General features: G+C 48.2%; 21 protein-coding genes and 1 riboswitch. Of the genes, 19 read left to right on the forward strand and 2 right to left on the reverse strand.

Features of this window, described 5'->3' with window-relative positions; all coding sequences use genetic code 11:
- Positions 1-15: 15 nt before the first annotated feature.
- The 10 genes from M1D61_RS09885 to M1D61_RS09930 all read left to right on the forward strand — a co-directional run bounded on the left by M1D61_RS09885 (position 16) and on the right by M1D61_RS09930 (position 9,132).
- The gene (locus M1D61_RS09885) at positions 16-339 is read left to right on the forward strand and encodes a thioredoxin family protein (protein ID WP_052723681.1); all 324 of its coding nucleotides are present in this window, start codon (positions 16-18) and stop codon (positions 337-339) included.
- 25 nt (positions 340-364) lie between these two features.
- Positions 365-1,435: an SAM-dependent methyltransferase gene (locus tag M1D61_RS09890; RefSeq protein WP_458122182.1), complete on the forward strand. Its 1,071-nt coding sequence runs from the start codon at positions 365-367 to the stop codon at positions 1,433-1,435.
- Positions 1,436-1,479: 44 nt separating this feature from the next.
- Positions 1,480-1,950: a DinB family protein gene (locus M1D61_RS09895; protein WP_458122183.1), complete on the forward strand. Its 471-nt coding sequence runs from the start codon at positions 1,480-1,482 to the stop codon at positions 1,948-1,950.
- Between the two features lie 190 nt (positions 1,951-2,140).
- Positions 2,141-3,637 carry a protein kinase domain-containing protein gene (locus M1D61_RS09900; protein WP_458122184.1) on the forward strand — a complete coding sequence of 499 codons (1,497 nt, stop codon included), beginning with the start codon at positions 2,141-2,143 and terminating at the stop codon, positions 3,635-3,637.
- Positions 3,638-3,659: 22 nt separating this feature from the next.
- Positions 3,660-4,496, forward strand: coding sequence for a hypothetical protein (locus M1D61_RS09905; protein ID WP_458122185.1), 837 nt, complete (start codon positions 3,660-3,662; stop codon positions 4,494-4,496).
- A gap of 55 nt (positions 4,497-4,551) precedes the next feature.
- Positions 4,552-4,658: riboswitch (TPP riboswitch) on the forward strand.
- A gap of 394 nt (positions 4,659-5,052) precedes the next feature.
- Positions 5,053-5,784 (forward strand): thiamine phosphate synthase, encoded by a 732-nt coding sequence (locus tag M1D61_RS09910; RefSeq protein ID WP_458122186.1) that lies wholly within the window; start codon positions 5,053-5,055, stop codon positions 5,782-5,784.
- Positions 5,785-5,806: 22 nt separating this feature from the next.
- A complete protein-coding gene (gene thiO / locus M1D61_RS09915) occupies positions 5,807-7,033 on the forward strand; it encodes a glycine oxidase ThiO (protein ID WP_458122187.1) in 1,227 nt (408 codons plus the stop codon).
- Complete coding sequence (gene thiS, locus M1D61_RS09920) at positions 7,024-7,227, forward strand: sulfur carrier protein ThiS (protein ID WP_458122188.1); 204 nt, start codon at positions 7,024-7,026, stop codon at positions 7,225-7,227. Before thiO ends, thiS begins: the two co-directional genes overlap by 10 nt.
- Before the next feature lies 1 nt (position 7,228).
- A complete protein-coding gene (locus M1D61_RS09925; RefSeq protein WP_458122189.1) occupies positions 7,229-7,996 on the forward strand; it encodes a HisA/HisF-related TIM barrel protein in 768 nt (255 codons plus the stop codon).
- Positions 7,997-8,067: 71 nt separating this feature from the next.
- Complete coding sequence (locus tag M1D61_RS09930; protein ID WP_458122466.1) at positions 8,068-9,132, forward strand: MoeB/ThiF family adenylyltransferase; 1,065 nt, start codon at positions 8,068-8,070, stop codon at positions 9,130-9,132.
- Between the two features lie 208 nt (positions 9,133-9,340).
- Here M1D61_RS09930 and M1D61_RS09935 read toward each other — a convergent pair whose 3' ends face one another.
- Both M1D61_RS09935 and M1D61_RS09940 read right to left on the reverse strand, forming a co-directional pair.
- On the reverse strand, positions 9,341-9,988 hold the full coding sequence (locus M1D61_RS09935; RefSeq protein WP_458122190.1) for a thiamine diphosphokinase: 648 nt from the start codon (positions 9,986-9,988) through the stop codon (positions 9,341-9,343).
- Positions 9,989-10,257: 269 nt separating this feature from the next.
- Positions 10,258-10,986: an alpha/beta hydrolase gene (locus M1D61_RS09940; protein ID WP_458122191.1), complete on the reverse strand. Its 729-nt coding sequence runs from the start codon at positions 10,984-10,986 to the stop codon at positions 10,258-10,260.
- Between the two features lie 250 nt (positions 10,987-11,236).
- Between M1D61_RS09940 and pdhA the strand changes: the two genes are divergently transcribed.
- The 9 genes from pdhA to M1D61_RS09985 all read left to right on the forward strand — a co-directional run bounded on the left by pdhA (position 11,237) and on the right by M1D61_RS09985 (position 23,951).
- Positions 11,237-12,304 carry a pyruvate dehydrogenase (acetyl-transferring) E1 component subunit alpha gene (gene pdhA, locus M1D61_RS09945; protein ID WP_458122192.1) on the forward strand — a complete coding sequence of 356 codons (1,068 nt, stop codon included), beginning with the start codon at positions 11,237-11,239 and terminating at the stop codon, positions 12,302-12,304.
- A gap of 86 nt (positions 12,305-12,390) precedes the next feature.
- Positions 12,391-13,368 carry an alpha-ketoacid dehydrogenase subunit beta gene (locus M1D61_RS09950; protein ID WP_458122193.1) on the forward strand — a complete coding sequence of 326 codons (978 nt, stop codon included), beginning with the start codon at positions 12,391-12,393 and terminating at the stop codon, positions 13,366-13,368.
- 241 nt (positions 13,369-13,609) lie between these two features.
- A complete protein-coding gene (locus M1D61_RS09955; RefSeq protein WP_458122194.1) occupies positions 13,610-14,968 on the forward strand; it encodes a dihydrolipoamide acetyltransferase family protein in 1,359 nt (452 codons plus the stop codon).
- A gap of 4 nt (positions 14,969-14,972) precedes the next feature.
- A complete protein-coding gene (gene lpdA / locus M1D61_RS09960; RefSeq protein ID WP_458122195.1) occupies positions 14,973-16,397 on the forward strand; it encodes a dihydrolipoyl dehydrogenase in 1,425 nt (474 codons plus the stop codon).
- A gap of 381 nt (positions 16,398-16,778) precedes the next feature.
- On the forward strand, positions 16,779-16,928 hold the full coding sequence (gene rpmG / locus M1D61_RS09965; protein WP_081604078.1) for a 50S ribosomal protein L33: 150 nt from the start codon (positions 16,779-16,781) through the stop codon (positions 16,926-16,928).
- 323 nt (positions 16,929-17,251) lie between these two features.
- The gene (gene thyA / locus M1D61_RS09970; protein ID WP_458122196.1) at positions 17,252-18,046 is read left to right on the forward strand and encodes a thymidylate synthase; all 795 of its coding nucleotides are present in this window, start codon (positions 17,252-17,254) and stop codon (positions 18,044-18,046) included.
- A 332-nt stretch (positions 18,047-18,378) separates the two neighbouring features.
- Complete coding sequence (locus tag M1D61_RS09975; protein ID WP_458122197.1) at positions 18,379-18,867, forward strand: dihydrofolate reductase; 489 nt, start codon at positions 18,379-18,381, stop codon at positions 18,865-18,867.
- 583 nt (positions 18,868-19,450) lie between these two features.
- Complete coding sequence (locus tag M1D61_RS09980) at positions 19,451-20,938, forward strand: glutamate synthase subunit beta (protein ID WP_458122198.1); 1,488 nt, start codon at positions 19,451-19,453, stop codon at positions 20,936-20,938.
- 694 nt (positions 20,939-21,632) lie between these two features.
- A complete protein-coding gene (locus tag M1D61_RS09985; protein ID WP_458122199.1) occupies positions 21,633-23,951 on the forward strand; it encodes a DNA topoisomerase 3 in 2,319 nt (772 codons plus the stop codon).
- Positions 23,952-23,997: the final 46 nt, after the last annotated feature.

The raw sequence follows: 23,997 nt of genomic DNA on the forward strand, positions 1-23,997 counted from the left end.
CAGGGAGTGATGGCCGTGATTCAGGAATTAACGGAGCAGCAGGCTCTGGAAATGGCCTCACAATCCGGAGAGGCCATTGCGATCTACGTATACACTCCGTTATGCGGTACCTGCCGGATGGGGCGGCGGATGCTGGAGACTTCGCTTCCACTGCTGCCGGATCATATGGTCTATGCGCTGAATATCAATTTTGCTCCCCGGTTTGTACAGGCTTATGAAATAACAAGTGTTCCCTGCCTGATCGCATTTGAAGCCTGGCGCGTTAAAAGTCCGCACATGCTCTACCGGATGGAGTCGGTACAGCGTATACTTGAACATATACGTAGTGTTATTGCATAAACTATTGGAGGCTATAAGAATATTCATGAATGATGAGAATACTATACAGCAGGAGCAGGACACACAGGCGGAATCCCGCTGGATCGGAACGGCCAATCACGGATTCGCCGCATATGCGCAGGAGGAACTGAAACGCAGCTTTGGCTCCGTAAAAAGTTCAGTGCTGATCCATAGTGAAGTGCTTTTGCTGACACTTCCTGCAGCACCGGAAGATGTCATTGCCCGTCTGAAAATGGAACCGCCGATGTTCCTGCGTCATATCCAGCCGGTACGCTACGATCTGGTGCTGGAGCAGCTGGAACCCGGAGAACATCCGCTGGATGTACTGACCGAACTGCTGCTCAAGCGCGAAGAATTATACGGCATATCGCTGTCGGTGCAGGTGCGCAAGACTGCAGACGCAGACGTCGCAGAGAACATGTCCGAGCTTCGCCATCTGCTCGAAGAACGTCTGGCTTCGCTGCACTCCGAATATACCGTGCAGAATCCCGATCTGATCCTGTCTGTCTTCTGGACAGCAGACCGTCTGTATGCAGGCATATCGCTTCCGCAAGATAACCTGTCTGACTGGAATGGAGGGGCGGTACGCTTTCAGCGGGAAGAAGGGCAGATTTCACGTGCCAAATTCAAGCTGCTGGAAGCGGAAAAGGTGTTTGGTATTGATTTTACAAGCTTCCGCTCCGCCCTGGATGTGGGAGCTGCACCTGGAGGCTGGACGTCGTTTCTGCTTGAGCGAGGCATGAAGGTAACAGCTGTCGATCCTGCCAAAATGCATCCTTCCCTGCAAAACCATCCGAATCTCAAAGTGATCCGGCGCAATGCATCCGAGGTGAAGCTCAGTGCAGGAGAATTTGATCTGCTCGTCTGTGATATGAGCTGGAGCCCCAAACTGACCGCACGGCTCGTTATTGATCTGCTGGATGCAGTCGTGCCCGGTGGTACGGTCATCGTTACCGTTAAACTGATGCATAAAAAACCGCTTGCGCTGATCAAAGAGGTTATCCATATGTTCGAGGAATCCAGACTTCAGATACAGCGAGCCAAGCAGCTTTTCCACAATCGCGACGAGATTACGCTGTATATGGTGAAATACTAATCTGTAACGGTTTATATATCTTTGAGAGGGATGTGCTGTGCGTTATGCAAAATGCAATCTATCGTTATTTACCGGATATGGAACGCTTTATCGAACAGGTACGCTGTATTCCCGAAGCGGAGCTGCAATTCAAGCCTGACCCGGCAGCATGGAGTATTCACGAGATTGTTGTTCATCTGTATGATGTAGAGATTGTACTGCAGCATCGGCTGAAGGCCATACTGGCGGATGACAATCCGGTAATCATCGCTTTTGATCAGGATCGCTGGGCACAGCGGCTTGGATATGCTTCACTCGATCTGGAGCATCATTTGCAGGCGCTGCTGGCTATGCGCAAAGCATTTGCGCCTGTACTGGAGACGATTACTGAAGAGGACCAGAAGCGTACAGGTCAGCATAATATAGACGGCGAGATTACGGCTCGTGATCTGGTAGAAAAGCTCTGCGTTACTCATTTGGAAGGCCATGTGAATCAGGTTCAGCGCAATCGCGAAGCATTTGCAGTACAAAAATGATTCCGTGTAATAGTATGAGTCTTTAGGCTCATATACCCCTTTACAAACTTAGAGAAATTCATTATAATGTAGGTATATGGATACACAATGGATAGGGAAAGCATCCCGTCTTCTGAACAGACAGTTCATGTCTGCTTGGTAAGACGGAGGCTTTCCCTTTTTTGTTGTATCAATGAAGGGAGAGATACATATGATTCATTCAACCCGGCTGTATGAGGGAATGGTGCTTGCAGAGCGCTATCGTATTGACGAGAAACTGGGCAGCGGGGGGATGAGCCACGTCTATCTGGCTCATGATCTGAGATTGCCCGGCAAGAAATGGGCTGTAAAAGAAAGTATCTCTCCGCCATCTCAGTACAGGCAGGTAGCGGCAGAAGCGAAAATGCTAACAACGCTCAGTCATCCGTTTTTACCACGGATTGTCGACTTTATTGCTGATGATCCGGATGGATATACGTATATGGTTATGGATTATATCGAAGGAGAGACCCTGGAGCAAAAGTTTAAAAGTCAACCTGCCGAAGTGGATGCAGCGTTTATTATACGCTGCGCCGATCAGCTCTGTAGTGTCCTGGAATATTTGCATCAGCATGAGCCTCCGATTGTATTTCGCGATATGAAACCATCCAATGTAATGATCACTTTGGGAATGGATATTCGGCTGATTGATTTTGGCATAGCCCGTACCTTTAAACCAGAGGAAAGCCAGGATACCGTGAAACTGGGCACCATCGGTTTTGCTGCGCCGGAGCAGTACGGAAGTGGACAGACCGATCACCGTTCGGATCTGTACGGACTGGGAGCGCTCCTTCTGTATTTGGCAACCGGAGGGCATTACAGTGAGTGGATGCCTGGCATGGAGAAATTTATAAGGAATGACATACCCAAAGCCATAATTCCGGTCATGTGCAAGCTGCTTCATCATCAGCCATCCGAGCGCTTCCAGTCTGCAGCTGATACGAGGCAGGCACTTGGTCAGGCTGTGAATGAGCACTATAGCCGCGTGCATGGAGAGTCCGGCATATCCGCCAGCAGATGGAACAAGATGACACAGGTCATTGCGGTTATGGGAGCAACATCAGGTACAGGAACTACACATACGGCTGTGTCCATTGCCCATCATCTGGCGAGAAGTCAGCAAAAGGTCGCGCTGGTGGAAATGAACCATATTCCTGGAGCATTTGCCCGTATACAGCAGGTAGCGGTGAACGGAATGGCAGAGCGACATATGCTGCTGGAAGAACGCAAGTTTACACTGGAAGGTGTCGATTACTGGCGTGAATCAGCCAGAGCGGAAGTGGTAGGATTGCTCGGTGGCAGCTACCGGTTTATCATTCTGGATCTGGGGCGTTACCAGCAAAATGACCGGCTGGAAGAATTTCTACGGGCGGATATTCCTATCATTGTTGGATCAGGGGCGGAATGGCGTTACCAGGATGTACTGAAGATGGCTGCCGATCTGCAGCGGTATCCCCAGGATAAATGGCAGTATTGTCTGCCGCTGGCTCCGGAAGATGCGGTACAGCGTCTGCAGCGGGAGCTTCATACGGAGCAGGTACATAGTATTCCCTGGAATCCCGATCCATTTGACCATCAGCCGGCAGCAGCATCGGTGCTGAGAGAATTGCTAAGCGATTATCTGCCTTCCCCGGTGAAAAAGCGCAAACTATGGTTCAATCTACGCTAATCCAGCGAAAAGGAGGAAATCAATGACTACCGTAATGTTCTGGAGTCCGGATGGGGGCCACGGAAGAACTTCATCCCATACAGCCATTGCCGCTGTTACCGCCTCGCTGCAGTATCGGCTGAGATTGCTGCTGTGTCATAACCAGTGTCGTAACCAAAGTGTCGAAGCGGGCTTATTGTCTGCAGATGTACTTATGAATCATACTCATCCGCCTAAAAGGCCGGGAGTAGACCGGATTCGTTATTTGTATGAATCAGGTATTCTGACTCGTAATAATGTATCGGATTATATGATTCCTCTCCTCAAAGATCGACTTGATCTGTTGATCGGCACAGATGAGCGGGAAGAGAAGATGCCGGATCATCTTTTCTGGAAATACCTGCTCACCATAGCCGGGGAATATTACGATCTAATCCTGATGGACGCTGGTTCTGGAACAGAGCAGATGCCGATGCTCGGAGAAGCTGATCTTATCGTTGTCAATCTGAGTCAGAATACAGCACAGTTGAAAACATTTTTCCATGAATATGCCCATGATGAAGTGCTTCGTTCCATACCCTGGATTCCGGTGCTTGGTGCATATCAGCCAGAGTCTCTGCTGACTGCTGCCAGTATTGTTCGCAGATTCGGTGTACATCAGCCTATGTACATGCTGAATTACTACCAGGCTTTTCAAGATGCATGGAACGCGCAGGACCTGCTTTCCTTTATGCGTTACCATTTGATTCTCGACCGGACTCATACGGAATCTGCTGATTTTCTGCGACAGTCTTTTTTTCTGACAGCGGCGGTTATGGAGCAGCTGGGTGGTGTGCCTGTGCTATCAGGCTCTGTTGTCAGGTTTCCTATTTCTACATAATATTTGCTTTATAAGAGCAGTTTTGCTAAGATAAATATGCTTAAATTGAATAGCTACAATGCACTGGGGGAGCCTGTAACGGCTGAGATGGCAGAACTGATTGCCGAACCCTTTGTACCTGATCTGGATTATACCAGCGTAGGGAAGTGGTAGAAGAATAACCTTGGACGAACGAGTATATCAACTGAATCCGATGCAGACTGGATTTAAATTATCATTATGCAGCCGGCGGCAGATACATGAATGAACAGGCAATCCTGTTTCTCATTCATTATTCAGCGCTGAACGGATTAACGGCATCTATCAGGCAATAATACATAAGGATGCACACAATGATATCATCAATGTTTTGACAAGATTATACTTCGGCAGGCTGCTTGTAAAATAGTCCTGTTATTGTTTGAATCAGACAACCACTTTCCTGCGGGAAGGTGGTTTTTTTGCGTTATCGGGTTCTGTCTGATTAGCCTTTAAAGGCACGGTCGGTTCGTTGCTCATTATTCAATTGTACAGATTAGAGATACAGATTAGTCGGTGAGTAGAAAGCAGGAGGTGCATGATGGAGCTGCACATTGTGAGTACAGGCAGTCAGCCGGCAGAGAAGATACTTGCAGTCGGTACACAGGTGCATCACCAGGTAACAGCGATTCACATTCGGGAGAAGCAGTGGTCAGACGATCAGGTGAAAGAATTGATACAAGTCATGCTGCAGGAAGGAATCCCTGCTGCCAAGATTCGCCTCAATAGCAGAGTTCAGCTTGCTGCGGAGCTGGGAATCGGGGGCATCCATTTGCCTGAACAGCACAGTTTCAACAGAGCAGAAGCGGATCGATGGAGGCCAAGTATATCTCTTTCAGACAATAATCTGTCCCGGCATGACATGAAGAGTCTACTGCAAACGGCGTCCGCTTTATACGAACCGGAACAGGGCATTCAGCATCCATGGAAATATATAGCCGGGCGATCCGTACACACTACCGCGCATGCGATACAGGCAGAGCAGGAAGGCATGGATTATCTTTTTTACGGGCATATTTATAAGACACCATCCAAACGGGGAGTTCCGGCCCGCGGAATTCATCAGCTGTATCAGCTATGTGGTGCTGTGCATATTCCTGTTATTGCCATCGGAGGCATTCAGCCGCAGCATGCTGAGGAGTTGGCTCATGCCGGAGCAGCCGGTATAGCTGTCATGTCCGGCATATTCGCAGCCGATGATCCGGCTGAACAGGCTGCTGCCTACAGAGCAGCCTTATCCGCTGCATCAGCTGTGATAGAGAGAACATAGACTGAGGAAGGTGATATGAGCAATGAGAAGCAACGGATATTATGATGCGATTGTAGTCGGAGCTGGTGTAATTGGAGCCTCTATCGCTTATGAATTATCGGTGAAAGGCATGAAAGTAGCCATCATTGAGAAAAATCAGCCTGCATCGGGGGCATCGGGTGCTGCCGGAGGAATGCTGGCAGCGGAGTCGGAACATTTCCAGCATGCGGATCTTCGTCAGTTGGCTCTGTACAGCCGCTCTCTGTACACCGGGCTGACCGAACAGCTATATGAGCTGACAGGTATACATTGTGGATTGCGCAGTGAAGGATTCCTGCTGCCTGTGCAACCACATGATCTGGAACATCATTCTCGTCAGCTTGCTTCTGCAGATCCGGGTTCCGTTGGAGAGCGACTTTATAATAACAAGCAGGATAGCGTACAGGCTGGCAACTCTCATCTGGAATGGTGGGATAATCAGCGTCTGGCAAGGGAAGAGCCATATATCCGCTCAGAGCATGGGATGCTCTACAACCGATCCGAACAGCAGCTTATTCCTTCCCTGCTGAATGAAGCATTGGTGCTGGCGGCAGTATGTCTGGGAGCAGTGTTATATCGGCAGACGGAAGTAAGACGATTGCTGCGTGAACACGGGGAGTATGGAAGGGCTACCGGTGTGGTGACAGAGCAGGGAGTGATGTATGGGGAGCAGATTATTTTGGCTTCCGGACTTGGTAGTGCCAGATTGATCGAGGCTGAAGGATACCGGCTGCCCTTTTTACCGGTCAAAGGAGAACTGCTGGAAATACGCACACCGACAAGCTGGCTGAATCATACGATTTATGGTCATCAAATCTATATTATTCCCAAACAGGGCAATCGCATCTGGATCGGGGCGACAAGTAAGCCCGGCCGAATAGATACGCTGGTAGAAGCCGGGTCAGTCACCGAGCTGTTGTTCAAAGCGCAGCAGTATATTCCGTCCATCACCAACGGGGAACTGGTACGCTGCTGGGCCGGTATACGGCCGGGTACGGCGGACGAGCTGCCTTATATGGGAATGTTGACACCGCTGCCGGGTGTATGGATGGCCTGCGGGCATTATCGTAATGGCATCCTGCTGGCAGCCGGAACCGGACGGATTATGGCGGAAGCCATAGCATCCGGTCAGAGTTCTTCCATCCCGGCAAGTTTTGCTCCGGGCCGTGCACTGCAACACCTTTTGAGACTGCAACCGGAGACGGAAGGGGGGACACCAGTATGGAATTGATGATCAATGGAAAGAGCCGCTCGGTATCGCCGGACGTTCGCACAATCGAGCAGCTGCTTCAATCCCTGCAACTGGGAGAGAAACGCGTTATCGTCGAGTGGAATCAACAAATTTTACAGAAGGAAGAGCATGGTACAACGATGATTGGCAGTGGAGACACACTGGAGATTGTACATTTTGTAGGAGGTGGATGACTTGTTAACGATAGGACAACATACATTTACATCCCGGCTGCTGCTGGGAACCGGGAAATTCAGTGATTTGGATGTGCAGGCTCAAGCAGTGGAAGCATCCGAAACGGAAGTGCTGACATTCGCAGTACGGAGGCTAAACCTGGATCAGCCGGATGAACCGAACTTTTTGGAACGTCTGGACCTGAGCAAATACAAACTGCTGCCCAATACGGCAGGTGCTCGCACGGCAGATGAGGCGGTACGTATCGCCAGACTGGCCAGAGCATCCGGATTATGTGATATGATAAAGGTCGAAGTGATCGGGGATGACCAGCTGATCCTGCCGGACCCGCTGGAAACGGTCAAAGCCTGTGAGATTCTGCTTGCGGAAGGCTTTACGGTGCTGCCGTACATTTCCGACGATTATATGCTGGCCAAGCGGTTGCAGCAAATAGGCGTACATGCCGTAATGCCGGGAGCTTCCCCGATTGGGTCCGGTCGCGGTATTCTCAACCCTTCCATGCTGGAATGGATCATCGCAGATGCCAGGGTACCTGTTATTGTGGATGCCGGAATCCGCTCACCCAAAGATGCAGCCTATGCCATGGAGCTGGGAGCAGATGCAGTGCTGCTTAATACCGCTGTATCCGGAGCGAGTGATCCTGTTCGAATGGCACTGGCGATGAAGCTGGCTGTACAAGCCGGACGACTCGGAAAGGAAGCCGGCATGATCCCTGTACGTAATTATGCTGTAGCAAGCAGCCCGGTAGAAGGGATGATTACGACTTGAATCTTGAACATACAGAAGAGGAGTTTGATCTTATCAGCAGCTTCAGCGCAGCCGAGAATCAGGAGGAAGCAATGATACCGCAGCCAGATGCATCTACGCAGCTGGCTGATCCGCATCATCGTTATTCCAGACAGGAGCTGTTCGCTCCGCTTGGCAAAACAGGTCAGAATGAGCTGTCCCGTGCTTCGGTACTGATTGTAGGGGCAGGAGCACTCGGTTCCAGTTCAGCGGAGACGCTGGTACGAGCCGGTGTAGGAAAAGTAATTATTGCAGATCGGGATTATGTGGAATGGAGCAATCTGCAGCGACAGCAGCTGTTTACCGAAGAGGACGCGGCCAATCGTACACCCAAAGCAATCGCTGCCCGTGATCGGTTGACAAAGATTAATTCCTCTGTCAAGATCGAAGCGCATATCGCGGATGTGACAGCGGATGAGCTGGCTGAGCTTGCCTTGGGTGTGGATCTGATCATGGATGCTACCGATAATTTTGAGACGCGGCTCACGATTAATGACATTTCCCAAAAGTATAATATTCCATGGATTTATGGCGGGTGTGTAGGGAGTTACGGAATCACCTTTACAATCGTACCGGGTGTTACCCCATGTCTGCAGTGTTTGATGGAATCGGCGCCGCTCGGTGGAGATACCTGTGATACATCCGGTATTATTCCACCAGCTGTTCAAATGGTAGTCGCCCATCAGACGACCGAAGCGATCAAGCTGCTGAGCGGTAACCACGATCAGCTGCGAGGTACACTGCTTTCCTTTGATCTGTGGAAAAATGAGCAGGTCTCCATTAAAATGAATGCAGCCCGCAAACCGGACTGTCCATCCTGTGGAGTTCATCCGACCTACCCGCATCTGAGCCACGAAGGACAGAGCAAATCTGAAGTGCTGTGCGGACGGGATACGGTGCAGATTCGCCCGGCCCATCGCCAGACACTTGATCTGCAGCAAACGGCCCGCCGACTGCAAAAATTGGAACAGCACGAGATCAGTGTCAATCCGTTTCTGCTGTCCATGACGATCGATCAGGGGCGCCGGATAGTCGTATTCCAGGATGGTCGGGTTATGGTGCATGGTACCAAGGACATCGCAGAAGCCCGAAGTCTGTACCACCGCTATTTCGGATAATTGCATTTGCCCAACACAAAAAAGCAATACCCTTATTTCCAGTCTACTGGTAGGGTATTGCTTTTTTGTGTTACGGTACTGTTATTTTAGTAATAATCCCGAAGCGAACGGAATAGCATGGAGTCAGTAGCTGATATATCCACAAGGATACATCAGCTATCTAGAGTATACATAACAGATAGGCTGTGGCACATATGGACGACAATAGTTAGTCACGGCTCTGAATAATCAGCAGCAGACCGCCTTCAATACTGACCATACCCTGTTCGGCAGCCAGATGATTACTGATCCCGCGTGACTGCCCCATCCGCAGGGTGGCATTTTCCAGTGGATACTGGAATCCCTTCAGACGAATCCCGGTTACTTCGGAAGTCATCGGCAGCAGAGAGACATACGGATAGCCCATATTGGAAATGACAGAAGTGGTAGAGGTAAGCGATATGTAATTATTCATATCCTGAATTGCACAATGTACCTGGTGCTGCAGTGCCCGCACGAGCAGCTGCACATTGGCCAGCGTATGATCAAAACGTGTACCTACAGCGCCAAAAATCAGAATATCATCCATATGCCGCTCCATCGCCGCTTCAAAAGCCGCTTCGGTATCGGACAGATCCTTGTCTACCGGATCAAATACAACCAGTTCATCGGAATTGCTTTCAATCCGTTGCAGATCAGTCATATGATCGGTCAATGAATCAAAATCGCCAATTGCCAGATGAGGGCGGATACCATGCTCAATTAAAAATAATGCGCCACGATCGGCACCGATAATCAGATCGGTATCACGAATTTCGTTTAAAAAATCAGGATGTAACAGACCGCCTGAGAAGATAAGAGCGCGTTTTGCAGCCATGAAATCTCCCCCTTTCCCTAATAAATGAGTTGAATGCCTGTATAACCGTCTTATATCTGTTAAAAGGTGAAAATTTCAGTTGCGTAATTTTTACCTACACCGATACAATAGACGTTGGGAGTCCGAATTGCAGATCACTCCCTGAAAAGAAAAAGAGAAGCAGCAAATCTATTGGTTTGTAAGCGCAAACATCAGCTTTATCCGTTTGAAGCTTCTCTTTTTAATGTAATAAGTAATGACAGATCATACAGCCTGGTTACTAAAGCTGATTACTGAAGGAAGTATTTTAAGGCAGCAGGTAGTTCCTTTTGCCAGAATCCCCACAGATGTTTTCCGTCTTTCTCAGCATAACGGACGGTCGCGCCGCGTTCAAGCAGCAAATCACGGGTGGCGCGATTGAGCTCAACAAAGTCATAGACGCCGGTGTCGCTCCGGAAATCGGTTTCCTGCAGACCGACGATCATGAATACGTTAAGCGCTGACAAATCCTTTTCGGCAGCAATCAGAGCGCGGCTTTCTTTATAATAGGCCCCGGACAGGCTGATGATCTGGCTGAACAGCTCCGGATAGAGAAGGGCGATATGCATGGAGACACTGCCGCCAAGAGAGTCACCGGCAAGAATGCGCTGATCCGGTGTGCGGCGAACGGGATATTTTTGTTCCACATAAGGAATAATTTCTTCGGCAAAGCAGGCGGTATATGCTGCAAAGCGGCTGCCAAACGGAGCATATTCCTGCGTACGGATCTTGGTGTTCACTTCTACACCTACAATAATGAAAGGTTCGATATTGTCATCGAGTATAAGTTCATTCGCATAGGTGGCAATTCGACCAAAGTTGAAAAACTCTTCGCCATCCTGGCAATATACAACCGGATAGCTGAGAAGTTCATTATAACCGGGTGGAAGATAGATGCGCAGCGTGCGTGATTCGCCGAGATGGCGGCTCTCAATTTCTTCCTTTAATATCGTTCTTTTCAAGTAACGGGAATCTGTCATAGTGATCACCTTTTCGTTAAAATTTTTGCAAAGAAACCAACAATGGGTTAAGATTGAGTCGTGTGATTTTAAGACATTCTATTTTGAAATGGTTCAACTGTTATACAAAATTAAATAACCTGTTATACATACAACGACACGGCTGCCTTATTAATTTCAATGTATGCTTTGACGAACGGAGTAGAACAGGTGTATAATAATTCTATAACAGCGGAACATGATATTCAAATTTTTTATTGAGGTGAATAAAATGAGCAAGGTTCCATATGAAGTTTACACGGAAGAAGTGGAAGCACTTTCCGTTCTCTCCCCAGAAGGCAAAATTGTCAACCCTGACAAAATGCCTGAGCTGACTGATGATCAATTGAAAGAAATTATGTACCGTATGGTATTTACACGCACTTGGGATGACCGTGCTGTTAACCTGGGTCGTCAAGGACGCCTTGGTTTCTATGCTCCGGTATCCGGACAAGAAGCTACAATGGTTGGTAGCGTATACGCACTGGACAAGGAAGATTTCGTATGTCCTGGTTACCGCGATATGCCGCAGTTGGTATGGCATGGTCTGCCACTGTATCAAGCATTCCTGTATTCCCGCGGACATCAAGAAGGCGGACGCATCCCTGAGGGTGTTAACGTTCTGATGCCACAGATCATCATTGGTGCACAAATCCTGCATGCAATGGGTCTGGCAATGGGTTACAAACTTAAAAAACAAAAACAGGTTGTTATCGCCTACACAGGTGATGGCGGTTCTTCCGAAGGTGACTTCTACGAAGGCATGAACTTCGCAGGTGCTTACAAACTGCCTGTTATCTTCTTTGTACAAAACAATGGTTACGCCATCACAACTCCATTTGCAAAACAAACAGCTGCACTGTCCATCGCTCACAAAGCAGTTTCCGCTGGTATCAAAGGTGTGCAAATCGATGGTATGGACGTATTCGCTGTTATCACAGCCGTTCGTGAAGCTGCTGAACGCGCTCGTAACGGTGAAGGTGCTACATTGATCGAAGCTCTGACTTACCGTTTCCGTCCGCACTCCATGTCGGATGACACAAGCAAATACCGTACCAAAGACGAAGAAGGTATCTGGAGCGAGAAAGATCCTATCGCTCGTCTGGCAAAATACCTGGCTGAAAAAGGTCTGTGGTCTGATGAAGATACAGAGCGCGTAAGAGAAGAAGCCAAAGCAAAAGTAAACGAAGAGATCAAAAAAGCCGAGAAAACAGAGAAAATGACTGTTACTGGCCTGATCGACAGCATGTTCGAAACAACACCTCATGATCTGGAAGAGCAAAAAGCGGATTTCCAATAAGAGGTTTTTGAAGTGATACTATGATCGCAGCACATCCTTGATGCGTGAACATGAACAGTGAAATGTTTAAGGAGGAAATGAAGCAAATGGCACAAATGAATATGAAAGAAGCGATTCGCGACGCAATCCGCGTTGAGATGAAAAATGACCCTAACGTGCTCATTTTTGGTGAAGACGTAGGTAAAGTCGGCGGTGTATTCCGTGCGACAGAAGGTCTGCAAGCAGAGTTTGGCGAGGAGCGTGTATTCGATACTCCTCTGGCAGAGTCCGCAATCGGCGGTCTGGCATTCGGTCTGGGTATCCAGGGCTTCCGTCCAATCGCAGAGATCCAGTTCGTAGGTTTTATCTTTGAAGCATTGGATCAAATGGCGATTCAGGCAGCACGTCTGCGTTACCGTTCCGGCGGTCGCTACAATGCACCAATCGTATTCCGTACACCTTACGGCGGCGGTGTTAAAGCGGCTGAGCTGCACACTGACGACCTGTCCGGTCTGCTGGCTCAGACTCCGGGTATCAAAGTGGTTATCCCTTCGAACCCTTATGATGCAAAAGGCCTGATGGTCGCTGCAATCCGTGAAAACGATCCGGTATTCTTCATGGAGCATCTTAACCTGTACCATGCATTCCGTGCAGAAGTACCGGAAGAAGCTTACACTGTAGAAATCGGTAAAGCCAACGTAGTACGCGAAGGTTCCGATGTAACAATTATCGGTTACGGCATGACTGTTCATACAGCTACCAAAGCTGCTGATCAGCTGGCAGAACAAGGGATTAATGCGGAAATCATTGACCTGCGTACACTGAGCCCGATCGATATCGATACAATCATAACTTCCGTGAAGAAAACAAACCGCGCAATTATGGTTCAGGAAGCTCAAAAGAGCGCTGGCGTAGCTGCAGAAGTAATCGCTCAGATCAACGAAAAAGCGATTCTGCATCTGGAAGCTCCAGTACTGCGTGTATGCCCGCCGGATACAATCTATCCGTTCGCTCAAATCGAGGACGCATGGCTGCCAACGCCACAGCGCGTTATCGATGCGGTTAACAAAGTAATGAACTTCTAAGATAACTTTTATCTTGGAAATGTATGAATGAATTAAACGTTCAAGGCTCAAGAGGCGGTTTGCATGATTGTGTTCTACTTTTCAATATCCGACCCGGGAGTGTTGTTGGAAAGTGGAATACTCTTCTACGGACGCCTTTTGGCTTTGAGCATAGGAGAATACAGAAATACTTATCAGACGTTGTTGAAGGCATGACTGTTTTAAGTCCTATTCAACAATTTTAATCAGGGAGGTTTTGCAAGTGGCAAGATTCGTATATAAATTTCCAGAGCTTGGTGAAGGTTTGCACGAAGGCGAAATCATCAAGATGCACATTAAACCAGGTGACAAAGTAACAGACGACAGCATTATTATGGAAGTACAAAATGATAAAGCTGTAGTTGAAGTGCCTTGTCCAGTAGACGGAACTGTAGTAGAAGTACTGACTAAAGACGGCCAGGTTTGCCACGTAGGCGAAACGGTAGCAATCATCGAAGCAGAAGGCGAACTGCCTGAGCAAGATGAAGAGCCGGCTGAACAAAGTGCTCCTGAGCAGAAGAGCGGACAGGAAACAGATGCTAACATCGGTAATGTAGATACGCATTCTTCCCCTGCATCTTCTAGCCCGACAGAAGCAAAAGAAGGACAAGTAACCAACGCTTCCACACCAGCTGCACCTAACAAAGATGTACTGGCTACACCAAGCGTTCGCAAATTTGCACGTGAGCAAGGTGTTGACCTGTCCCAAGTAACAGGCAGCGGCAGCAATGGCAAAATCACTCGTGAAGATGTGGAATCCTTCAAGCAAGGTGGCGGCCAGGCTTCCGGTACTACGCAAGCGGCGGCAGCTGACGAAAAAGCAGCAGCACCTGTAGCTTCTGCAGCAGCTCCATCTTCCGCATCCACAGCATCTGCTGGTGGCGACGAAGAGCGTGTACCTTTCAAAGGTATCCGTAAAGTTATCGCTAACGCTATGGTTAAATCCGCGTACACAGCTCCACACGTAACGATCATGGACGAAGTTGACGTTACTGAACTGGTAGCTTTCCGTACTCGCATGAAACCACTGGCTGAAAAACGCGGTACAAAAGTAACCTATCTGCCATTCATCGTAAAAGCACTGGTGTCCGCGGCTCGTCAATTCCCGGCTCTGAATGCTTCTATCGACGAAAAAACAGAAGAAATTGTTTACAAAAAACACTATGACATCGGTATTGCTACAGATACGCCTAACGGCCTGATCGTACCGGTTGTTAAAGACGCTGACCGTAAGAGCATCTTCATGATCGCTGATACCATCAACGATCTGGCTGTTCGTGGACGTGATGGCAAACTGGCAGCTAACGAGATGAGAGGCAGCACAATCTCGATCTCCAACATCGGTTCTGCCGGCGGTATGTTCTTTACTCCAATCATCAACTTCCCTGAAGTTGCGATCCTGGGTACTGGCCGTATCAGCGAAAAAGCAGTAATCAAAAACGGTGAAGTGGTAGCAGCACCAGTAATGGCACTGTCTCTGAGTTTTGACCACCGTATCATCGACGGCGCAACAGCACAACACTTTATGAACCATATCAAATCACTGCTCGGCAACCCTGAGCTGTTAACTATGGAGGTGTAATTCAATGGTAGTAGGAGATGCTTCTATCGATATTGAAACGTTGGTAATTGGTGCGGGACCTGGTGGCTATGTAGCCGCCATCCGCGCTGCTCAACTGGGACAAAAAGTCCTGATCGTTGATAAATCTGAACTTGGCGGCGTGTGTCTGAACCGTGGTTGTATTCCTTCCAAAGCCCTGATCGCTGCAGCTCATCATTTTGAATCTGCACAACACGGCGAAGGTTTCGGCGTAACTGTAGGCGACGTAAAAGTTGACTTTGCCAAAACACAAGAGTTCAAAAACGGCGTTGTTAAAAAAATGACCAGTGGTGTTACTGGCCTGCTGAAAGGTAACAAAGTGGAAGTATTCCACGGCGAGTGCATGTTCATCAACCAGAACGAAGCGCGTCTGTTCAATGATCATGAATCTCCACGTTACCGTTTCAAAAACTGCATCATCGCTACCGGTTCACGTCCAATCGAACTGAAAGCATTCCCGTTTGGAGGTCGCATTCTGTCTTCCACAGAAGCACTGAACCTGCCGGAAATCCCTAAATCCATGATCGTTATCGGTGGTGGATACATCGGTGCCGAGCTGAGCCAAATGTATGCCAAATTTGGTACTAAAATTACAATCATTGAAGGTCTGGATACAATCCTGCCAGGTTTCGATAAAGATATGACTTCCCTGGTAGCCAAAAACATGAAGAAATCCGGTGCGGAAATCTTCACAAACGCGAAAGCGGAAAGTGCTACTCAAACCGAAAATGACGTTACAGTGAAATTCACTGTAGACGGCAAAGAGCAAGAAGTAACTGCAGACTATCTGCTGGTTACTGTTGGACGTCGTCCAAACACTGACGGCGAATTGGGTCTGGATCTGATCGATCTGGAACTGACTGATCGCGGTCTGGTAAAAATCGACCATCAGGGACGCACGAACATCCCGCACATCTATGCAATCGGTGATATCGTTGAAGGTCCGGCACTGGCACACAAAGCTTCCTACGAAGCTAAAGTGGTAGCTGAAGTTATCTCTGGTATGCCTTCCGTTATCGATTACAAATGTGTACCAGCTGTAGCATTCACTGATCCTGAATGTGCAAGCGTTGGTCTGACTGAAACTGAAGCAAAAGCCAAAGGATACAAAGTATCCGCTGGTAAATTCCCTTACGCTGGTAACGGCCGCGCAACTTCCCTGAACAACACAGAAGGCTTCGTGAAAATCGTAGCTGATGAAGCAACAGGTGTTGTACTGGGCAGCCAGATCGTAGGTCTGGAATCTTCCAACATGATCGCTGAAATGGGCCTGGCTATCGAAATGGGCGCGACACTGGAAGATCTGGCACTGACTATCCATGCGCATCCAACACTGGGTGAGATCGTTATGGAAGCAGCTGAGCTGGTTATGGGTCATCCGATCCACGTTATCGCTCCGCGCAAAAAGTAAGGATTGATTTAAATGAGTCAGCCCGTACTAGCCATTAATCGCAGCCTAGTTGTACCACTTGTTGTACCTGATTTCCTCATTGCGGGCTGATTATGATATCAGATGCTTATATCAAAGCCGCCGGAGAGCTCCTGGCGGCTTTTGATATGCCATAAATTTGTGGCGAATGAATATATCGGTGAAATGTGAATGCATGTTCGCAAAAATAGCTTGGATTTCATTCCAGTATATGATAAAATTAATAAGGCATTTCAATTAATGTTTGCGGATTATTAACTGACTATACAGTTCCAATAAATCTCAGTTGAACATTTATTGTAATTAAGGTAAATTAGTATAGTTGAATAATTTTTGATTACCAATGAAGTGAGGTGAATTCACATGCGCGTTATCGTTACTATGGCATGCACAGAGACTGGCGATCGTAACTACACTACAACCAAGAACAAACGGAACCATCCGGAGCGTCTTGAGCTGAAAAAATATTGCCCACGTCTGAAGAAATACACGCTTCACCGCGAAACTCGTTAATTCGGAATTAGCGTGTGAGATAAACACCCGGCTATGCTACATAGCCGGGTGTTTATTTTTATTTTGCCATTTTACCGAATGCTTTTCCTTATTTTGATTTCTTCTCAGTGGTTCATCTGTGTTACAATATTACAGGTGAACTTAAAACTGAAATTGGCTGTATCGTAGGGATGATTATGTAAAATGGCAACTGCAAAAAGAGTACTTGGGATCAAGACACTGTTACAATGTCATGTGACGATATCCTCATAGGGTTGGCAGTTATACATAATGAAATCTTCAAGATTCAGTCAAGACAAGTCGTATGAATGAGGTGTAAATTAATGAAAGCATATTTGGAATTGCTGCAGGATATTATAGATCATGGAGTGGAAAAGGGAGACCGGACAGGTACGGGAACCATCTCCGTATTCGGACGGCAGATGCGTATCAATCTGCAGGAGGGATTTCCCCTGCTGACTACCAAGCGTCTGCATACCCGGTCTATTATCCATGAACTGCTCTGGTTCCTAAGCGGGAATACCAATATTACGTATCTCCGGGAAAACGGCGTAACGATCTGGGATGAGTGGGCGGACGAAGAAGGTAATTTGGGGCGTGTATACGGCTCCCAGTGGAGAGAATGGCGCGGTCCTGGCGGCGAAGTGATTGATCAGATCTCGGCCGTGATCGAGCAGATCAAGAGCAATCCGAATTCACGCCGTCATATCGTGAATGCATGGAATGCAGCAGAAGTCGATCATATGGCACTGCCTCCATGTCATTATGCGTTTCAATTCTACGTAGCAGAAGGCAAGCTGTCCTGCATGTTCCAGATGCGGTCGGTGGATACCTTCCTGGGGCTGCCGTTTAATCTGGCTTCCTACGCGCTGCTGACACATATGGTGGCCCAGCAGTGTGACCTGGAAGTGGGTGATCTGATCTGGACTGGTGGAGATGTACACATTTACAATAATCATCTGGAGCAGGTGAAGCTGCAGCTTACACGTGAGCCTTATCCGCTGCCGCAGCTGCGGATCGAGCGCAAGCCGGATTCGATTTTTGATTACAAGTTTGAAGATTTCCAGTTTGAAAATTATGAGTATCATCCGGGGATCAAGGCACCAATTGCCATCTGATTTTGTCGGTTACACAATTGAATAACAGCATCATCCATTCCGGAGACTGGTTTTTAGGATAGACGGCAGCTGTGATAGGCAGCGGTTGAGCAATTCCCATTAAAACTGTCTCCGGATTTTGTTATCCAGCCTAAATAGGTAGCTGATCAAATTTATGAATAGCCTTTTATAAAACATTTGATATCTTGCTTTTTAACGGATAATCAGTTAATACATTAGGACAAACATTCGTGAAATATTACAAGAAGTTGATGCAGAATGATAGGTTTTAATGATATGATATAGAATAAACCTATCTGGATGAATATCCGGATGATAGGAGGACAGCCACAATGACAATTACACTCATATGGGCGCAGGCACGTCAGGGTGTTATCGGCAAAGACAACGACATGCCCTGGAAGCTGCCCAGAGATATGGCTTATTTCAAACAGGAGACACAGCAGAAGACGATTGTCATGGGGCGTAAAACATGGAATTCCTTTGGTTCCAAGCCGCTGCCAAACCGGCGGAATATTATTTTGACCCGTGATACAGCGTTTGAAGCTGCACAAGCTGAGGTAGTGCATTCGGTAGAGGAAGCACTGCGGCTCGCTGGAGCGGAAGAAGAATTAATGATTATCGGCGGCTCACAGATTTACAAGGAATTTCTGAGCCATGCGGATCGTCTGCTCGTAACCCGAATTGAAAATGATTTCGAGGGAGATACGTATTTTCCTGAAGTGGATTGGTCGGCATGGGAACTGGTGAATACGATACCAGGTGTTCGTGATGAGAAAAATGATTATGATTACCGGTTTGAAGAGTATCGCCGCGTATAATTTGCACGAATGCACGAATGCACGAATGCACGAATGCACGAATGCACGAATGCACGAATGCACGAATGCACGAATGCACGAATGCACGAATGCACGAATAATAGGTGCGTGCAGTACAATTGCGATTCAGCAGTAAAGGAATTATCAGGTATAAAGGGACCGTAGACTTTGAAAATGCTTGCTTTATAATTAAAAATGCATAAATATAACAAAAAGTTTATATGCTTTCTGTATAGTGGTGGGTTTAAACAGGAAGACAGCTTTTTACGATAGCAGCCGAAGTAGCTGCATTCATACAGAGAATGACTTTTATATATTGCCAAAAGACGATTTTCTTTTGTTATCAGAAGGGAACATGCTTGTCCAGTAAGCTTAATATTATGCAGAAAAAGTGAAAGTAAAAGAAAAGTTATTGCAAGATGTTTCACCACGGTGTAATCTCTATGTAAAAAGTACAAATAATCATGCGCTTAATCCATTTGTGATTCAATTGTCTCAATGCTACTCTTGAAAATAAACTTACGGCAAGCTGGTGATCGAAAGAAACTCGGCATCGTATAGAACGGATGGGGGAACTGTTAATATGTCTACACCTACTGGATTTATGGAATACAAAAGACAAATTCCCGCGGATCGCGATCCGCTTGAACGCGTAAAAGACTGGGAAGAATTCCATAAGCATATGTCTGAAGACGAACTGCGTACGCAGGGTGCACGATGTATGGACTGCGGAACACCGTACTGTCATACAGGTATGAATATGGCAGGGTCCACCTTTGGCTGCCCTGTTCATAACCTGATTCCCGAGTGGAATAATCTGGTCTACCGTGGTCTGTGGAAGGAAGCGCTTGAACGCCTCCATAAGACAAATAATTTTCCCGAGTTTACCGGCCGCATCTGTCCGGCTCCATGTGAAGGTTCCTGTACAGTTGGCCTGATCGGCCAGCCGGTAACCATCAAGACGATTGAAGAATCCATTATTGAACGCGGATTTGCCGAAGGCTGGGTTGTTCCTGAGCCGCCGGACAAGCGTACAGGACGCCGCGTGGCTGTGATCGGATCCGGTCCGGCAGGACTGGCATGTGCTGCACAGCTCAACAAGGCAGGTCATTCGGTTACTGTGTACGAGCGTTCCGATCGTGTCGGGGGATTGCTCACTTATGGTATTCCGAGCATGAAGCTGGATAAGCAGATTGTAGAGCGCCGTGTGAACCTGCTTCGAGAAGAAGGTATCGAGTTTATTACGAGCACCGAGATCGGTAAAGACATCCCGGCTCAGCAGCTGGTAGACGATTATGATGCGGTCGTGCTTTGCGGCGGTGCAACCAAACCGCGTGAATTCAATATCGAAGGCAGTCAGCTAAACGGTGTGATCTATGCCATGGATTACCTGAATGGCACCATCAAGAGCTATCTGGACAGCAATCTGGAAGATGGCAATTACATTTCATCTACAGACAAAGATGTAATCGTTATTGGTGGCGGAGATACCGGTTCCGACTGTGTAGCGACTTCGCTGCGCCACGGCTGCCGCAGTGTTACCCAATTCGGTACACACGACAAGGCCCCATTGGAACGCGATCCTATCGCCAACCCTTGGCCGCAGTTCCCTAATGTCTACACATTGGACTATGCACAGGAAGAAGCCAAAGCTATTTTTGGCAGCGATCCGCGTGAATTCTCCATCATGACCACCAAGTTTGTTGGTGATGAAAATGGTAACCTGAAAGAACTTCACACGATACAGATTCAGCGTATTGTTGATGAAACCGGACGTAAAATCTATCAGCCCATTCCAGGTACAGAGCGCGTATTCCCGGCAGATATTGCCCTGATCGCGATCGGCTTTGATGGACCGGAACAGACACTGGCTCAGCAGCTCGGTCTCGAAACCGACCGCTGGACCAATGTTAAAGCCCGTTACGGCAAATACAACACAAACGTCGATAAGGTATTCGCAGCCGGCGACATGCGCCGCGGCCAGAGCCTGGTCGTCTGGGCGATCAATGAAGGACGCGAAGCTGCGCGTGAAGTGGATAAATACCTCATGGGTGCAACTGTACTGGTCTAAGTTTGCTTTGACGGACAGAAGCCATATACTTTACGTATGGACGTATGGACGTATGGACGTATGGACGTATGGACGTATGGACGTATGGACGTATGACAGCAGCTATGAACTATGAATACGTACGAATAAAAAAGTATGCAAGAAATAGATAAGAAAGAGGCTGCACTATTAGGTGCAGTCCTTTTTTTGCAGACAAATAATGGGAGAGGGAGTAATCATTCGGATTGCAACAACGCACATAACGGAAGAAAGGAAATAATGGTAAAGGGCGACCTTTAAGCCTGGAGATTCGCCTTACTATAACCTGTTCAAAATCTCCAGGCTTAACCGGAGGACGTACCATTATTCCTTTCTAAAGTGGATGATGCCTCACCTCCACAAACTGCAAAAAGCTGTACGATATAAAGCCCTTCTTCTAATCCAACGAATCCAAACGATCATCCAATCCACCCAGCTTAATCATCCAACTTCTATTGAACGTCCATCACAAGCATTCTACCGTCGAATTCTAAAACACATTATGCTATAATACAAATGAGTAATACGTACGTGAGAAAGGGGGCTGCACTCCAGAGTGTAGCTCCTTTTTTGCCGAAATATCGAAAACTAAGACTTTGCCAACAAAGACAACAACAAAACAACATCCAAATGTATTCAAAATGATGGTAGTCCATTCCCGGAAAGGAATGAAAGCATGAAAATCTTAGTAGTTGCAGAAAAACCGGATATGGGACGCAATATCGCCACTGTTATCGAACCAAAAGCACGCAACCAGCGGACTCATCTCGAAGGGGATCAGTACATTATCACCTGGGCGATCGGTCATTTGATCGGACTGGCAGAGCCGGATGCCTATGATCCCAAATATAAAAAGTGGAACTTCAAGGATCTGCCGATCATTCCGGATCAGTTCAAAATCGTACCCAATCCGCGTACCAAGGATCAGCTCAAGGTAATTGGCGAGCTGGCCAAGCGCTGTGACCGTATCGTCAACGCGTGTGATGCCGGACGGGAAGGGCAGCATATCTTTGCCCTCATCCAGCGTCAGCTGAAGCTGCGTCAGCCGGTTAAGCGACTGTGGATCTCGGATCTGACAGCGGAAAGTATACGTAAAGGCTTTGATCAGCTGCGTGACAGCAGTGAATTTGAGAATCTAACCCGAGCGGCAAGGGCCCGTAGTGAGGCGGATTGGCTGATCGGGATGAATGCTTCACGCGCCTTTACGACCAAGCATAATAATCTGCTATCGGTCGGACGTGTACAGACGCCGGTATTGGCACTAATCTATGATCGGCAAAAGGAAATTGAAGCGTTTGATTCCCAGATTTTTTATGAAGTGAGAGCCAGCTTCAAACAAAAGGAAAAAACGTATGAAGGGGTATGGCAGGGAGATCGGATCACCGACAAAGCCAAAGGCGAAGCGATCGCAGACAAGGTGAAAGGCAAAGAAGGCCGGATTACGAAGTACGATATTCGCGAGAGTAAGGAATTTCCGTATAAATTGTACGATCTTACCCTGCTGCAGCGGGATGCCAACGCCAAGTTCGGCTACTCTGCCAAAAAGACGCTGGACGTAGCCCAGGCGCTGTATGAGCGCCATAAAGTCATCACCTATCCGCGTACCAACTCCAACTATGTCACCGAGCAAAATATCGATGGCATGCATAAAGTGCTCGGTATGCTTAAAAATACGCCGTATGAAGAACTGGCAGGCGGTGCGGATGGCAAGAGGGTACATGTGAACAACAAAGCGGTCTGCAATCCGAGCAAGGTGGAAGATCATCACGCCATTTTGCCTACACTCAAAAAGCCGGGTACGCTGAGCAAGGAAGAGCAGCAGCTGTATGATTTGATCGTGCGCCGCTTTCTTGCACAATTTTATCCGCCGGCAGAGTATAAGCATCATACCGTTATGACAGTGGTCGAGCAGGAGACGTTCAAGACGGCAGTCAAAGAACTGTTGTTCCTCGGCTGGAAGGTAACGCTGCCGGATAAGGACAAAGCCAAAGGCAAATCCTCTGCCCGCAAAAATTCGGACAAGGAAGAAGATCAGGAAGAAGAGGTCCAGGAGCCGTTTGTTATAGATAGCCAGCTGCCTGTTCTCTGCCGCAAAGCGGATGTAAAGGAAAAAGCGACACAGCCGCCGAAGCCGTACACCGAGGGCACATTGCTCAAAGCCATGGAAAGTGCCGGCAAGCAGATCGAAAATGAAGAACTGCGTGACGCGATGAAAGAGTCCGGTCTCGGTACACCGGCGACACGCGCCGCGACGATCGAGCGTCTCAAGCAGGTCGGTTACGTAACCGCCAGCGGCAAAAAGATCGAGCTCACCCTCAAAGGCCGCGCTGCGATCGAGCTGATTCGCGCTGCCGGGGTAGAGCTGCTGACCTCTCCGGAGATGACGGGACAGTGGGAACGCCGGCTCAACCAGATTTCCCGGGGCGAAGCCGATCCGGACCGTTTTCTGGAAAGTGTCAAAAAGTTCGCCGTCTCTGTTATTGATAAAGTAAGCACGCAGCTTCCGGCAGCCGCCGGCGCATTCGGCGATGAAGGCAGCCGCTCCAGAGGCAAAGGGAAACGCAGCGCGGGAGCTGTACCCAGCCGTACACCTACATCGTCCGGATCAGCAGTTGGCAAGAGCAGTTCGGCATCCAGCGGAAGCAGCCGTCGTACATCTTCGAGTGGCGCAACGGCAACTGCAGAGCAGAAAGTATCGCTCGGCGCAGCCGGTGACCATGCAGCGCTGGGCAAATGTCCATGCAGCGGCTGCGGCGGTGTCATCATCGAGGGCCGCAAAGGCTATGGCTGTTCCCATTTCAAACAGGGCTGCAAGTTTGTCATCTGGAAAGAATATGTCGGCAAAAATATCTCTGTCACGATGCTGAAAGCCCTGCTCGAAAAAGGAGAGACCCAGGTGCTCTCGTTCAAGAAAGGCGGACAAACGCACAAGGGGAGAATCAAGCTGGCTGAGCGGGAGACCGGCAAGCTGATGGTGGAAGCAGTGCATTCTTGATCCCTGCCGCCCTGCAGAGATCAGAATGCATAAAAAAACGGACCCG

This window comes from Paenibacillus sp. Z6-24 (assembly GCF_054161335.1).